This is a genomic window from Pelosinus propionicus DSM 13327 (assembly GCF_900114615.1).
Lineage (GTDB): Bacteria > Bacillota > Negativicutes > DSM-13327 > DSM-13327 > Pelosinus > Pelosinus propionicus.
On the sequence record NZ_FOTS01000003.1, the window covers coordinates 69,446 to 85,626 of the forward strand.

General features: G+C 35.7%; 13 protein-coding genes. All 13 read left to right on the forward strand.

Annotation, left to right across the window (positions count from 1 at the left end; all coding sequences use genetic code 11):
* Positions 1-95: 95 nt before the first annotated feature.
* Entirely contained in the window at positions 96-890 is a 795-nt protein-coding gene (gene dapB / locus BMZ99_RS02195) for a 4-hydroxy-tetrahydrodipicolinate reductase (protein WP_090932504.1), read from the forward strand.
* A 181-nt stretch (positions 891-1,071) separates the two neighbouring features.
* Positions 1,072-2,103, forward strand: a complete 1,032-nt coding sequence (locus BMZ99_RS02200; RefSeq protein WP_090932506.1) for an aspartate-semialdehyde dehydrogenase — start codon at positions 1,072-1,074, stop codon at positions 2,101-2,103.
* A 10-nt stretch (positions 2,104-2,113) separates the two neighbouring features.
* A complete protein-coding gene (gene dapG, locus BMZ99_RS02205) occupies positions 2,114-3,334 on the forward strand; it encodes an aspartate kinase (RefSeq protein WP_090932509.1) in 1,221 nt (406 codons plus the stop codon).
* Positions 3,335-3,353: 19 nt separating this feature from the next.
* Positions 3,354-4,235, forward strand: a complete 882-nt coding sequence (gene dapA, locus BMZ99_RS02210; RefSeq protein WP_217645035.1) for a 4-hydroxy-tetrahydrodipicolinate synthase — start codon at positions 3,354-3,356, stop codon at positions 4,233-4,235.
* Positions 4,236-4,467: 232 nt separating this feature from the next.
* The gene (locus BMZ99_RS02215; protein ID WP_090932513.1) at positions 4,468-6,132 is read left to right on the forward strand and encodes a ribonuclease J; all 1,665 of its coding nucleotides are present in this window, start codon (positions 4,468-4,470) and stop codon (positions 6,130-6,132) included.
* 139 nt (positions 6,133-6,271) lie between these two features.
* Positions 6,272-7,045 carry a ClpP family protease gene (locus BMZ99_RS02220; RefSeq protein WP_090932515.1) on the forward strand — a complete coding sequence of 258 codons (774 nt, stop codon included), beginning with the start codon at positions 6,272-6,274 and terminating at the stop codon, positions 7,043-7,045.
* Entirely contained in the window at positions 7,042-7,266 is a 225-nt protein-coding gene (locus tag BMZ99_RS02225; protein WP_090932517.1) for a YlzJ-like family protein, read from the forward strand. Before BMZ99_RS02220 ends, BMZ99_RS02225 begins: the two co-directional genes overlap by 4 nt.
* A 335-nt stretch (positions 7,267-7,601) precedes the next feature.
* A complete protein-coding gene (locus tag BMZ99_RS02230) occupies positions 7,602-8,336 on the forward strand; it encodes a helix-turn-helix domain-containing protein (protein WP_090932519.1) in 735 nt (244 codons plus the stop codon).
* Positions 8,337-8,528: 192 nt separating this feature from the next.
* The gene (locus BMZ99_RS02235; protein WP_090932521.1) at positions 8,529-10,442 is read left to right on the forward strand and encodes a YgiQ family radical SAM protein; all 1,914 of its coding nucleotides are present in this window, start codon (positions 8,529-8,531) and stop codon (positions 10,440-10,442) included.
* A 227-nt stretch (positions 10,443-10,669) separates the two neighbouring features.
* The gene (locus tag BMZ99_RS02240; RefSeq protein ID WP_090932523.1) at positions 10,670-11,707 is read left to right on the forward strand and encodes an extracellular solute-binding protein; all 1,038 of its coding nucleotides are present in this window, start codon (positions 10,670-10,672) and stop codon (positions 11,705-11,707) included.
* A gap of 30 nt (positions 11,708-11,737) precedes the next feature.
* A complete protein-coding gene (rimO, locus tag BMZ99_RS02245) occupies positions 11,738-13,072 on the forward strand; it encodes a 30S ribosomal protein S12 methylthiotransferase RimO (protein WP_090932526.1) in 1,335 nt (444 codons plus the stop codon).
* 85 nt (positions 13,073-13,157) lie between these two features.
* On the forward strand, positions 13,158-14,399 hold the full coding sequence (locus BMZ99_RS02250) for a competence/damage-inducible protein A (RefSeq protein ID WP_090932528.1): 1,242 nt from the start codon (positions 13,158-13,160) through the stop codon (positions 14,397-14,399).
* Positions 14,400-14,435: 36 nt separating this feature from the next.
* Positions 14,436-16,016: a DEAD/DEAH box helicase gene (locus BMZ99_RS02255; protein WP_090932530.1), complete on the forward strand. Its 1,581-nt coding sequence runs from the start codon at positions 14,436-14,438 to the stop codon at positions 16,014-16,016.
* The last annotated feature ends 165 nt before the right edge of the window (positions 16,017-16,181 follow it).

Genomic DNA, 16,181 nt, shown 5'->3' on the forward strand with positions numbered 1-16,181 from the left:
AGCCGATGAGATTTACTCATCGGCTATTATTTTTGTTTCATTATTAACATTCAACAGTTTGAATGAATACATTGCTACTATTAGGAGGTGCACAGATGATTAGAGTTATAGTTTGCGGAGCTTACGGTAAAATGGGTCGTGAAGTGCTCAAAGCCATACATAACGATACTCAATTAAGTATCGTAGGTGCTGTGGATACTAAATCAGATTTTGCTGATATTGGTGATTTAATCGGTGTAGGAAAAACGGGAGTTGTCATAGGTAATGATTTACAAACTGTTATTAATGAAACAAAACCGCAAGTAATGGTTGATTTCACGCGACCGGAAGTAGTGCTGAATAATATTCATATTGCCATTAATAATGGAGTCTGTCCTGTCGTGGGAACTACTGGCTTATCTGAAGAAAACCTAAAAGAGATTAGACTATTATGCATAGATACTAAAGTAAATGCATTAATTTCTCCAAATTTTTCAATTGGTGCTATTTTGATGATGAAATTGTCTCAAGATGCCGCCAAATTTTTTCCGCATGTGGAAATTATTGAATTACATCATGATCAAAAACTTGACGCACCATCTGGGACTGCCTTGCAGACTGCAGAACTAATAGCTAAAAAGCGCGGTTTTCTACACCAAGGACATCCAGATGAGATTGAAAAGCTCGCTGGTGCCCGCGGTGGCGACTTCTCAGGGATTAGAATGCATAGTGTTCGTCTTCCTGGCTATGTAGCACACCAAGAAGTTATCTTTGGTGGACTTGGTCAAACCTTAACAATTCGTCATGATTCTATATCACGAGAATCGTTTATGCCCGGAGTTTTACTAGCTTGCAAACACGTACTTAATGCAAATGGTCTTGTTTTAGGGCTTGAAGAAATTCTAAATTAATCTTTTGATGCTCTTAAATGCAGGTTATTAAAATGAGATCTGCTAAAGAATAATATTATCATTACTAGCTTAATAGCATCTTTTGCACTAAATTAAGCATTCTAAGCAAGAATTATAGTAAAAAATATGAATATAATAAAGCATATAGAATCTTATGAGAAAACAAAAGGGAGCGATATATATGAGAAAATATAATATAGCAATACTCGGAGCTACTGGAGCAGTTGGTCAGGAATTTTTGAACTTAATTGAAGAACGTAACTTTCCATATGACAATTTAAAATTACTTGCATCTAAACGGTCAGCTGGTAAAATTATTAGTTTTATGGGAAAAGACTTTACTGTAGAAGAAGCTACTGACGACTCTTTTAAAAATATAGACATCGCTCTATTCGCTGGTGGGTCTGCCAGTACAAAATTTGCACCTGCAGCTGTAAAATATGGTGCAGTAGTCATTGATAATTCCAGTGCTTTTAGAATGGACCCTTCAGTTCCATTAGTCGTGCCAGAAGTAAATCCAGAAGCTATACAACAGCATAAAGGAATCATTGCTAATCCTAATTGTTCTACCATTATAATGGCCATGGCTTTAAAGCCACTATATAATCAGGCAAAAATTAAGCGAATAGTGGTATCCACATATCAAGCAGTTTCAGGTGCCGGTAAGGAAGCGATTGATGAATTAGATAGCCAAGTTCAAGCCATTGTTGAAAATCGCCCTGTAGAGGCTAATATTTTACCAAGTGCTAGCTTGCCAAAGCATTACCAGATCGCCTTTAATGTGATTCCACATATTGATGTGTTTGTAGAAGACAATTACACAAAAGAAGAAATGAAAATGGTACATGAAACACATAAAATCTTCAATGATTATACAATAGGAATTACAGCAACTACTGTTAGAGTGCCTATTTATCGTAGCCATTCAGAATCTATAAATATAGAATTTGTAGAGGAAGTCTCTGTTGACAAGGCAAAAGAACTGTTGGCAGCATTCCCTGGAGTTATTTTGCAAGATAATCCTGCAGAAATGTTGTATCCAATGCCATTATTCACTTCAAATCAAAATGAAGTTTTTGTTGGACGTATTAGAAAAGATAATTCCGTTCAAAATGCGCTTAATTTATGGGTTGTGGGCGATCAGATACGTAAAGGTGCTGCTTTGAATGCTTTACAAATTGCTGAGCATATGATTGAGCATAACTTAATTTGAGGTGTAAATAATGGGAATAATAGTTCAAAAATTTGGTGGAACATCTGTTGCAACTTCTGAGGCTAGAGAATTAGTAGTAGAAAAAATAAAAATTGCAGTTAATAACAATTTGAAGCCTGTCATAGTCGTCTCTGCTATGGGGCGCAAAGGAGAATGCTATGCAACTGACACTTTTATCGAATTAGCACGAAAAGCATATAGGGACATAGCAAGTCGTGAACTTGATCAGATCTTATACTGCGGCGAGATGATCTCCGCTGTTATTATGACTGGCACACTACAAGCCGCTGGACTTGATGCTATTATGCTTACAGGCGGTCAAGCTGGCATCATAACTGATAACAATTTTAATAATGCTCGTATTTTAAAAGTAGACCCATCTCGCTTATGTAACTTAATAAAAATGGGTAAGATTCCTGTAGTATGTGGTTTTCAAGGTATTACTATTGATGATGAATTTACTACATTAGGCCGTGGAGGTAGTGATACTACTGCAGCCGCTTTGGGATCTGCTCTCGATGCTGAAATGATAGAGATCTATACAGATGTAGACGGTATTATGACTGCCGATCCTAGAATCGTTAGTACAGCTAAAATCCTCGACTGTATTACTTATGGAGAAGTATGTCAATTAGCCCATCAAGGAGCTAAAGTTATCCATCCTCGCGCTGTAGAAATTGCTATGCAAAAAAATATTCCTCTAGTTGTAAAGTCAACGTTTTCTAATGAACCTGGTACACTTATAACTAGTATTACTAAAGAAGATACAACAGACACATACGTTGCTGATCGTGTCGCAACCGGTGTAACTTTTATATCTAATATTGCCCAGATTAAAATTAATTTACATGATTCTTTAAATAATATTGCAAGTTTTAATATCTTTAAATCGATGGCGGACAATGGAATCAGCGTAGATTTGATTAATGTTCATCCTGGGCAAATTATGTTTACTATAGCAGAAGACCTTGCGGATAAAGCAACTGCCCAACTTCAAGAATTTGGTTGCGATGTGCACACCACTCTTGACTGTGCTAAAGTTTCAGTTGTGGGTGGAGGAATTAATGGCGTCCCAGGAGTAATGGCCAGTTTTATCGAAGCCCTGTCTATAAATGACATCCCAATATTACAGACAGTAGACTCTCATACATCAATCTCCGTTTTAATAAAGAAATCATTTGTACAATCAGCCGTTACAGCATTACATGAAAAGTTTAATTTATCATGTTAATAAGGAGAAAAAGATTACTATGAAGACTTTTGGACGGATTTTAACAGCCATGGTGACCCCGTTTAATGATGATTTTAGTGTCAATTATGATGCAGCGGGTAATCTTGCAAAATATTTAGTTGCAAATGGTTCAGATGGTTTAGTTGTTGCTGGTAGTACTGGGGAATCAGCAACTTTAGATAAAGAAGAAAAGCTCAAACTATTTGCCACAGTACTTGATGCTGTTGGCGATAAAGCTACCGTTATCGCTGGTACTGGTTCAAACGATACTATGGCTTCTATAAAACTAACGCAAGAAGCAGAGAAATTAGGCGTACATGGTGCTATGCTCGTGGCCCCCTACTACAATAAACCACCGCAAGAAGGATTTTATCAACATTTCAAATCCATTGCTAATGGTACTAATTTACCATTAATCATATACAATGTACCTGGGCGCACTAGTTCTAATATTTTACCTGGAACAATTGCTCGTTTAGCAGAATTTAAAAATATTGTTGCTATTAAAGAAGCTAGCGGAAACCTGGAACAAGTTGCTGAAATTGCTCGAACAACTCCTAATGATTTTATGATATACAGTGGTGATGATAGTCTTACATTGCCAATCTTATCTGTCGGTGGTGTTGGCGTTATTAGTGTAGCAGCTCATATTGTAGGAAATCGCATGCAAGAAATGATAGCAGCTTTTCTTAATAGTGATATTGCTCGAGCACAAAATATACAATCTGAGTTAATACCATTTTTTAGAATGATGTTTATCACAACCAATCCTATACCAGTAAAAACAGCTGTAAATCTAATTGGGCAGCAAGGTGGTACATTTAGGCTACCTTTAATACCACCGACAATTAATGAATTAGAACAAATAAAAAACTATTTGCATAAAATGAATCGCATATAAGGATAAGAGCCTCATTCATAATTTGGATGAGGTTCTATCTTTATCAAGAGAATCTTACATATAATCCCTTTAAAAGAAGCATCATATATTGCAAATGCACTTTAAAATAAGCTATAATTACAATAAGTAAATGAACGGGCCGGTTTTTAGCTCATTTCTAATGAACGGCAATTTTCTAGAAATAATGGTTTGTTTTTCTTGCTTTACAAAATAAGTGGAGGTGTGATTTTTTTTGGTAAAAACACAACAAAAAATTCAAATTATCCCTTTAGGCGGATTAGGGGAAATTGGCAAGAATATGACAGTAGTTCGTTATGGAGACGATATTATTGTTATTGATGCTGGTTTAATGTTTCCAGAGGATGATATGCTCGGAATTGATTTAGTGATTCCAGATATATCGTATCTACTAGAAAATCGTGATTTAGTACGGGGGATAATACTTACTCATGGTCATGAAGATCATATCGGTGCATTACCATATGTTTTGAAACAGCTTAATGTGCCCGTATACGGTACAAGGCTTACATTGGGAATACTTGAAGGCAGGTTAAAAGAAAACAATGTTCCGTTAACTAGCTTGATTTCTGTCAAAGCAAGTGACGAAATTGAAGTTGGATCTTTTAAGGTTGGTTTTATTCGTATTAGTCACAGCATTGCAGATGCAGTGGCCCTCTCCATTAAAACCCCTGCTGGTACAATTGTACATACTGGTGATTTTAAGTTTGACCAAACACCAGTTGATGGTAAAGTTACCGATTTTCATAAATTGGCAGAATTAGGTGATCAAGGAGTGCTCGTAATGCTCGCCGACAGTACGAATGCCGAACATCCAGGATATACTATGAGTGAAAAATCCGTTGGTGTTACATTTGATGAGATGTTCTATAATGCTAGCGGACGAATCATTATTGCTAGTTTTTCTTCTAATGTACATCGTGTGCAACAAGCTATTGACACTGCCTGTAAATATAAGCGCAAGGTAGCAGTTTTAGGGCGTAGCATGATTAATGTAGTTACGATTTCATCTGAATTAGGCTATCTAAATATTCCAGACGGTGTGCTTATTGATATTGATCAAATTAACAATTATCCAGCATCAGGCGTGGTTATTATCACAACCGGTAGTCAAGGTGAACCTATGTCAGCATTAACTAGGATGGCAATGTCTGACCATCGTAAAGTTGACATTATTCCTGGTGATACTATTATTATTTCTGCCACGCCAATTCCAGGTAATGAAAAGTTAGTATCTCGTACTATTGACTATTTATTACGTCAGGGTGCAGAAGTACTTTATGAGAGAACCTCTGGTATTCACGTGTCAGGACACGCTAGCCAGGAAGAATTAAAAATGATGCACAACTTAATTCGTCCTAAATTTTTTATTCCAGTCCATGGTGAATATCGTCATTTGGTTAAACATTCAAAATTGGCTCAAGAGCTTGGCATGGCTAAAGATCATATTTTTATTGCTGAGAATGGACAGGTACTTGAATTTACTCCTGACAAAGGTAGTATTACAGGAAAAGTGGCTTCTGGCATTGTCTTAATTGACGGATTAGGCGTCGGCGATGTAGGGAATATTGTGCTACGAGATCGTAGACAGCTTTCTCAAGAAGGGATTTTAATTGTTGTTATTACGATGGACAAGCAAGGTGGTTGTGTTGTCGCTGGTCCCGATATTGTTTCTCGTGGTTTTGTTTATGTAAGAGAATCAGAACAATTAATGGATGAAGCTAAGAACAAAGTAAGGCAAACGCTTGATAAATGTGAATTGAACAATGTCACCGAATGGGCTATGATTAAATCAAGTGTTCGTGATACTTTAGGTAAATATTTGTATGAAAAAACACGTCGCCGGCCCATGATACTACCAATTATTATGGAAGTTTAAAAACACAAACTTTTGTTTTTTAAAATGGTTTATGCTGATTTTCTAATAGCATAAACCATTTTTTTATATAAAGCTGTATGAAAGTTTATACATAGCTAATACTATAAAGAATAAAAAGTACTATATTGGAGGTAATACAATGTTAGAAAATGATAATCCTACTATAGAGCCACCTGGAATAAATCCGGAGCCCCCTAAACCACCAATTGAACATACAAAGAAAACGGTGACAGCTCGAAAAGCTGATACCGTAGATAATATTCAAGAGTTAGGTACAACTGAAGTTCCTACGGCTAAAACCAACATACATGTGATGACAATTATAGGCCAGGTGGAGGGACACATGATATTGCCACCACAAAACAAAACTACTAAATATGAACATATTATGCCTCAGCTAGTAGCCATTGAACAAAATCCTGATATTGAAGGTTTACTATTGCTTTTAAATACAGTTGGTGGTGATGTCGAAGCAGGATTAGCAATTGCAGAAATGATCGCTAGTATGTCTAAGCCTTCTGTTTCTATAGTACTTGGTGGCGGGCATAGTATTGGCGTACCAATTGCCGTATCTGCAACTTATTCTTATATTGTAGAAAGTGCTACCATGACAATCCATCCCATACGGCTTACAGGATTGGTTATCGGTGCTCCTAGTTCATTTGATTATCTAGAAAAAATGCAAGATCGGGTTAATAAGTTTGTTGTAGATCATTCTAGTGTTTCTGAAAGAAAGTGGAAGGAGCTGTTATTTAAAACCGGAGAGCTTTCTCGTGATATTGGTACATCTGTCATAGGCAGAGATGCTGTATCTTATGGAATCATCAATGAAATAGGTGGATTATCCCACGCACAAACCAAACTAAACCAATTAATTAAAATACAAAAAGAAACTAAGGGGTTGAAACAATGATTTTCTGGAGTATATTACCAGAAGAATACGTTTTTAGTACAAATAACCTACTAGATAGTTCGCCTCTTTATGAAGAAATTCAATGTAATAACATAAAGTTACTAGTCGAGAAAATGGGTCCTACTCAATGTAAGATTAGTCGCTTATTAACAACAAACCCCCAAGATTACCTACTTCCAGATATACAGCCAGGAAATATTTTAACATACAAGCCAATATAATAAAGTTACTATATATAACATAGTATTATTAGACCGTTGCAAGAAGTTTTAACCTTGGCGGTCTTTTCTGCTCTATATGCAATGCCAAAAAGTTATCTTTTATCGGTATTAAAATACAAAATTCTACTATTTAGTATTTAAAACGCTTTTTATTTATGACTATATACGCAAAATAAAAAGAAACTTTGAAAAATACTCATATAAATGGTAAAATATATCTATTGTTAATGTGGGGAAATTTGGAACTGATATTACTATCCTAAATATTGTGAGTCTATAAGCTAATTTAAAACAAACTTTATTACCAAATAGAGAAGTTGGAGGAGGTATCTTGAGTGCAAACAATTGGTGAAATTTTGCGTAGTGAGCGAGAAAAAAAAGGACTCTCCGTTAAAGAGATTGAAAATGCCACCAGTATAAGGACTGTATATATAACAGCTATTGAAGAAGGTAATTATGGTATTATACCTGGTGAGGTATATTTAAAAGGATTTATCCGTAATTATGCAAATTTTTTAGGGTTGGATAGTCAACAAATTATTGAATTATATCGCCAATCTCAAAATCCTGCAATAGTAGCTGATGAAATTAAAATGGATGCACCTCAAAAAGAAAAACCCATGAAGAATTTGAATACGACTCATTCTAGTAAATGGTTAGCCATTGGTATAGCAGTAATATGTATAGCTGGTGGTGTATGGTGGTTTCAAAGTTCAAAATCAATTCCAGATTCTAAGATAGACAAGCAAGTCCAACAACCTTCTCCAGTAATGCCAAGTCAAGAAATAAAAGAGCAAGTATCAATTCCTTCTACTCCAATTCCAGGAAAACCAGTAGTTCTTAATGCAAAATATACCGATCAATGCTGGACATTAGTCACTGCTGATAATAAAATAATTTATGAAGGAACTCCACAAGCTGGTGAAACACTTACCTGGGAAGCGGAGCAAAATATTACAATAAAAGCTGGTAATGCTGGTGGAATTGATATAATATATAATGGACAATCGTTAGGTAAGTTGGGAACAAAAGGTGAGGTACTTGTCAAAACATTTACTGCCAAAAGATAAATGTTTTACAAATATCGAAGAAAAGACTAGCGTTGTTGTTTAATTTAAAAAGCTTGGCATGAGCCAAGTCTTTTCTTATTTTAGATAATGCATTAATTTTTCTGTTTTCGAAATAATACAAGAATAGTCTACAATTATACACTCTTATTTTTTCAATGGAGTGTGCTACGATTGCATAGGGGAAATATAATTATGAAAAATGACTTTTTACCAATTTCTAAAGAAGATATGATCCAACGAGGATGGGATAGACTCGATTTTTTGTTTGTTAGCGGTGATGCATATGTAGATCATCCCAGTTTCGGACCTGCTATTCTTTGCCGTTTATTAGAAAAATATGGCTATCGAGTAGGTATGATATCTCAACCAGACTGGCGTTCAACATTAGATTTTAAAAAAATGGGAAAACCACGTTTAGGCGTATTAGTATCCGCTGGAAATTTGGATTCTATGTTGAATAAATTTACTGCTGCAAAAAAGTTTCGTAGTACAGATAATTATTCTCCTGGTGGAAAAGCAGGCTGTCGTCCTGATAGGGCTACAATTGTTTATTGCAATCGAATTCGCGAAGCCTGGAAAGACATACCGATTATTATTGGAGGAATTGAAGCAAGTCTTAGAAGATTTGCTCATTATGATTACTGGTCAAATAGTATCCGACGCTCTATTTTAATTGATAGCAGAGCTGATATTTTAATATATGGCATGGGGGAAAAACAATTAAAAGAAATTGCTGAACAATTACAGCAAGGATTCAAAATCTCCGATATTCGTAACATACAAGGTACTTGTTATAAAGCTGATTCCATTGAACATTTATGGAACTATATTGAAGCTCCTGGATATGATGATGTTAATACTAGTAAACAAGCTTTTAGTCAAGCATTTAAACTTCAATACCAAGAACAGGATGCTATCCGCGGTAAAACGATTGTACAGAAGCACGGTGAATACTTCGTCGTACAAAATGCACCAGCTTTTCCACTAACCACAGAAGAAATGGATGAAATTTATGATCTTCCTTATCAACGGACTTATCATCCAATTTATGAAAAATCTGGTGGAGTGCCAGCAATTCAAGAAGTAAAATTTAGTTTAGTCAGCCATCGTGGCTGCTTTGGAGGATGTTCATTTTGTGCAATTGTTTCACATCAAGGGCGTATTATTCAAAGCAGGAGTCACGAATCTATCTTAAATGAAGCTAAGTTAATCATTGCTATGCCTGATTTTAAAGGTTATATTCACGATATCGGTGGTCCAACTGCTAATTTTCGTATACAATCCTGTCAAAAACAATCTGAGCGCGGTACTTGTAAAGCAAAGCAGTGTTTAGCTCCAACACCATGCAAGGAATTAATGACAAATCATACTGATTACTTAACATTATTGCGGTCGTTACGAGCTTTACCAGGTGTAAAAAAAGTTTTTATTCGATCTGGACTGCGTTACGATTATTTAATGGCAGATCCGCACAACGAAGAATTTTTACGTGAATTATGTGAGCATCACATTAGCGGTCAACTAAAAGTAGCACCCGAACACATTTCACCTAAAGTTACTAATCTAATGGGAAAATCAGGAAAAGGCGTTTACTTAAACTTTATGCAAGCCTATAAGCGGGCAAATGAAAGAATAGGAAAAGAACAATACCTAGTTCCGTACTTTATGTCTAGTCATCCTGGATCTGGGATTAAAGAAGCCATAGAATTAGCAGAGTTCATCCGAGATCTGAATTATCGACCAGAACAAGTACAAGATTTTATTCCAACTCCAGGCAGTTTATCCACTTGTATTTATCATACTGGTATCAACCCATTTACAAATGAAAAAGTATATGTAGCTAAAGATATACACGAAAAGAAAATGCAACGAGGGTTAATGCAATACCGTGATCCTAAAAATTATAATTTAGTATACGAAGCACTAATAAAGGCGAATCGTCAGGACCTTATTGGATATGGACCTAAGTGCCTCATTCGTCCACCGCATAATGCAAATTGTAAGCAACATACTAAAACTAATAATATTAAAAGCAGAAACATACAAAAAAAATCCACTACACAGCTTAAGAAGAATACTAAAAAATATTCTAGGAGTCGCTCCTAATGTGAGTAGAAGCAACTATAATTTGCTATAGCTGCTTCTACTTTTCTTTCGTTCATCCCGGCTCACATAAGTCCATTATTTTCAGATAATACTAAGACATAAGAAACCTAAATGACTTAAAACAGCATTACAATTGTGTTTTGTCTATACTTTATAGAAATTTGACTTGCATACCGAACCAATAAGAGGTATAGTATTATTGGTCTAATTTGTACTGGAGGTAGAATATGCGTCGTTATCTGCCAATTTTATTAATCTCCTTCTTTGTACTAGTTACTATCATCACTGGAAGTACATCCCTCCAAGGCTATGCTGATAAACAAAACCCTGAGAAAAACATTAAAAGCATTAATGTTTATACTACGTTGCCAATAGAACAACTATTAATATTAGCTCAGGAATATGAAAGAACGCAAAAGGTACGTGTGAACCTTGTACCTCTTTCAGAAGCAAATTTACTAACAAAGATTAGAACAGAAATGGCTGCGCCTAATGCCGACATTATTATTGCAAACAGTGCACTTTTAGAGCAAATAAAAAAAATGAATGTATTAAAGCCATATGCTTCTGAGCAAACAGATATCATACCAGAACGATTTAAAGAAGAAAACAATTATTGGACAGGTATCTGGTATGATCCTATGGTTTTTGCAGCGAATCGCGATTTTTTAAAAACTCTTCCTAAGGTACCGAGTAAATGGAATGATCTTACTCAAGATAGTAAATATCGTATTGGTATAACTGATTTCTTAGCAGCAGAAGCCTCTGCTAATTTATTTTATACTTTAGTATCTACGAATGGAGAGTCCGAAGCATTTTCTTATCTGAAAAAGCTTCATCCCCAAATTGTTCAATATGCTAAATTTTTAGCTACCCCTGTACGCATGGCTGGAATGGGAGAGGTAGATATTGCCATTGCGACCCAGAGTGAAACAATACGCTATATGAATGACAAATTTCCTATAACATTATTATATCCGGAAGATGGTACCTCTTTTGTATTAACTGGATCTGCATTAGTTACGGGCGCAAAAAATGAAACAGAAGCTAAGCAATTTATGGATTGGTTGCTGCAAGATGCTGCCCACAGCATATTGTATACAAGCAGTTTTTATTTGATTCCCACAAATCCAGAAACGCTCATTTATAAATATTATGATACGAAAAATATCAAGCTTTTGGATAAGAAAGAAACTTTTTCTATTGAACAAAAAAATCAGTTACTTGATAAATGGGTAACAACAGTGCGGCTTGCTCCAAAATAAAAATCTTATCTATATCTAGGAGGAACACTCATGTTAAAAGCCGGGTTTATAAGCCTGGGATGTGCTAAAAATCTGGTAGACACAGAAGTTATGCTAGGACTATTAGCCACCAATAATATTAAAATTACCGATAATCCCCATGAAGCTGACATTCTTATTATCAATACTTGTAGTTTTATTGATTCGGCAAAAGAAGAATCGATATCCACGATTCTCCAAATGGCCGATTACAAAAAACATGGGAATTGCAAATGTTTAATTGTAGCCGGGTGTCTTGGACAACGCTACCAACAAGAGCTATTAGATGAATTACCAGAGGTTGATGCTATTGTTGGTACAGGGGCTTGGCATCGTATTATTGAAGCGATCAACGATACTCTTGTTGATCATAAACGTGTACTATTAGTTGGAGAAACAGATACGCTTTATGATGAAACAATGCCACGCATAAGTACAACACCATTTTATAGCGCTTATGTTAAGATTGCTGAAGGATGTAATAACTGTTGCTCTTATTGTGTTATACCTAAAGTAAGAGGCACTTTTCGCAGCAGAACAATGGAATCAATTATAGCTGAGGTGAAAAATCTTGTAGCCAATGGTGTCAAAGAAATCAATTTAATTGCACAAGATACAACTAGCTATGGACGTGATTTATATGGTTCTCCAAAATTAACTACTCTATTAAAAGAGTTAGTCCAAATTGATGAGCTTATTTGGGTGCGATTGTTATATTGCTACCCTAAATATTTTTCTAATGAACTAATTGAGCTAATCGCTACTGAATCAAAAATTTGTAATTACATTGATTTGCCTTTACAACATGCACATGATGATATTTTAAAAGCGATGCTACGGCAAGATGACCGTAAGGATATAGAGAATCTTTTGGCTACTTTACGAGACAGAATTCCTGGTATTGCAATTCGCACTTCTTTCATTGTGGGATTCCCTGGTGAAACAGAAGAACATTTTGAAGATTTAAAACAGTTTATAACAGAGCAGAAATTTGACCGAGTTGGAGTCTTCACCTATTCACAAGAAGATGATACTATAGCAGCAAATCTTCCTCATCAGATCTCTGATGAGATTAAGCAAGAGCGCTATCATAGTCTTATGGCATTGCAATGCCAAATATCTGAACAACTTAATCAGGAATTAGAAGGCTCCGTTTTAGATGTATTAATTGAGCAAATTAATACCAACGAGTCAGAAATTGTTATTTCTGGGCGCTCTTATCGTGAAGCACCTGATGTAGATGGACAAATCTATGTTGAAAAAGCATTGGGCTCTAAACCTGGGGATGTTATTAAAGCAAGGATTGTCCAAGGATTTACCTATGATGTCGTTGCAGAAAAATTATAGAGGTATTATTGAAAGAATAATAATTTAGAAATATTTGTTTAAAATAATGACTATACATTATTCAATGTCTAGGGAGTGAGTTTATATGATCGTCGAAATAGTGACTACTGGGACTGAACTACTCTTGGGTGAAATTCTGAATACCAATGCACCTTTTTTATCAGAACAACTTAATGAATTAGGATTTGATGTTTTATATCATTCTACAGTTGGTGATAATAGAGTACGCATGACACAAGTTTTCAATACTGCGTTAGAACGATCAGATATCATTATAACTTCTGGTGGCTTAGGACCAACTCAAGGTGATATTACCAAAGAAGTAACTGCAAAACTATTAAATCGGCCTCTATTTTTGCATGAAGAAAGTGTAACTCACATGACAAACCTTCTTGCAAGGCGTAACCTTTCTATGACTGACAGCAACTTACGGCAAGCGATGATTCCTGAAGGGGCTCAAGTCTTAGCAAATGAAAATGGTACAGCCCCCGGTGTTATTGTAGAGCATGATAAAAAAATAATTATTCATTTACCTGGACCGCCTCACGAATTAAAAGCTATGTTTGAACATGCAGTAGTTCCATATCTTAAAAGTCATTTTAATTCGCAAGGAGCAATTGTATCTAGAATATTACATACATATGGGATAGGTGAATCCTCACTAGAAGAAAAAATCAAAGAATTTATTTTATCCCAGTCCAATCCAACAATTGCATTGTTGGCACGACAAGGCGAAATCATTGTTCGTCTTACTGCTAAAGCCACAAGTAAAAATGAGGCGCAAGCCTTAATTGATAACTTAGAAAATAAACTTAGGCATAATATTGCCGATTACATTTGGGGTCAAGATAATGATACTCTCGAAGCAAATATTGGGAGAATTTTAACTAAGAAACAGTTAACTGTTGCATTAGCCGAATCATGTACAGGTGGACTGATTACTAGTCGCATTACCGACATTTCTGGTAGCTCAGATTACCTTATAGGTTCTATAGTTTGTTACACCAACCGAATAAAGACTGACTTTGTTGATGTAACACCGCAAATCATTACTGAACTTGGTGCAGTAAGCCAAGAGACAGCATGCCTTATGGCTACTGGTATTCGTAAGAAATTTGCTGCTAGTATTGGATTAGGAATTACTGGCATAGCTGGCCCAACTGGCGCTACTCCAACAAAACCTGTTGGTACGGTATTTATTGCAATTGATGGTCCTGCTGGTATACAATACCAACATCATGTATTTAATGGTCAGCGTACTGACATTAAATATCGTATATCGCAAGCCGCTTTACATATGCTAAGGCAGTATACATTATCGTTATAATATAAATTAAACTAAATTAAACTAGGGGGCTATACATTGAACGATACTCAATTATTTGGTACTATTCCATTAAGCAAAAAACTACTTTCAGCAATTGCCGAAATGGGTTTTGAAGAACCCTCACCAATTCAAAACCAAACCATTCCTTTGGTGCTTGAAGGGAACGACGTTATTGGACAGGCACAAACGGGTACTGGCAAAACTGCTGCATTTGGAATACCTGCCATAGAAAAAATTGCTGAAAGCCGTCAAATACAAGTACTGGTACTTACTCCAACCCGTGAACTTGCGATTCAAGTATCTGAAGAGTTAGCCAAAATAGGTAAGTTTAAGAGAATAAAGACTTTACCTATTTATGGTGGACAACCGATTGACCGACAAATTAAAGCTCTTCGTATGGGCGTACATGTTGTAATTGGTACTCCTGGCAGACTTTTAGATCACATTCGCCGCAAGACAATAAAACTTGATGCTGTAAAAACACTTATCCTTGATGAAGCTGATGAAATGCTTGATATGGGCTTTGTGGAAGATATTGAAACCATTATGCAAGAAGTCCCTGTTGAAGGAAGACAAACACTCTTATTTTCTGCTACTATGCCTGGTCCGATTGCTACTTTGGCAAGAAAATATATGAATAATCCAAAAACAATATCTATCAATAGAGAACAGCTTACAGTACCTCTTATTGACCAGATTTATTATGAAACGCGAGAAAAACTAGAAGCATTATGCCGTGTTTTAGATGTGGAGACAACAGGTAAATCAATTATCTTCTGCCGTACTAAAAGAGGTGTAGATGATTTGGTTGTGTCACTACAAGGACGCGGTTATATGGCTGATGGATTACATGGTGATCTAAGTCAAGCACAGCGTGATAGAGTTATGAAAAAATTCCGAGATGGAAAACTTGAATTACTAATCGCCACAGATGTTGCTGCTCGCGGTATAGATATTGACGATATCACCCATGTTTTCAATTATGATATCCCTCAAGATAACGAAGCGTACGTGCACCGTATTGGACGTACAGGACGTGCTGGTAAAAAAGGTGTAGCAATTACATTTATTAACCCTCGCGAATATCGCCAACTTAAGCTTATTGAAAAATTGACTAAATCACGCATTATACGTAAGCAATTACCTTCCGCTGCTGATATTTTAGATCGTCAACGCGAAATTATTAAAAATCGCTTAGTGCAAACAATCGAACAAGGAAAATTTGAAGTCTATCAGGATATTATTGTGGATTTAGCCGCTGATTATGATCCAATAGAAATCGCAGCTGCTGCTTTAAAACTTGCACAAGAAGGATTTAAAGAAAAGTTTACAGTTGAAGAAGAAAAACCTGACTTTGCTAATACTGGCGCTGAAGCAGGAATGGTACGTTTATTTATTAATGCTGGTAGAGCACAGAAAATCCGCCCTGAAGATATTGTACGCACAATAGCAGAGGGGGCTGACATTTCCGGGAGTACAATTGGTGTAATCAACATTTATGAAAAATTTACTTTTGTAGAAGTTCCAATGGATGTTGCAGAACGTGTAATTGCTGTACTACATAAAAGCTCGATTAAAGGATATAAGATTAATGTTGAACCTGCTAAAAGCAGATAAGTAATCTTCATTTCAAAATAGCTTTAAATGCATAATAAAAGGGACTAAGTAGTCCTTTTTATTATGCATTTCTTTAAATATTCAGCTGCTTTTATTGATCTGCAGACAATTAAATTACCATAAATCTCTTATTTATAAGGAGAATCATGATAATTGATGACTATT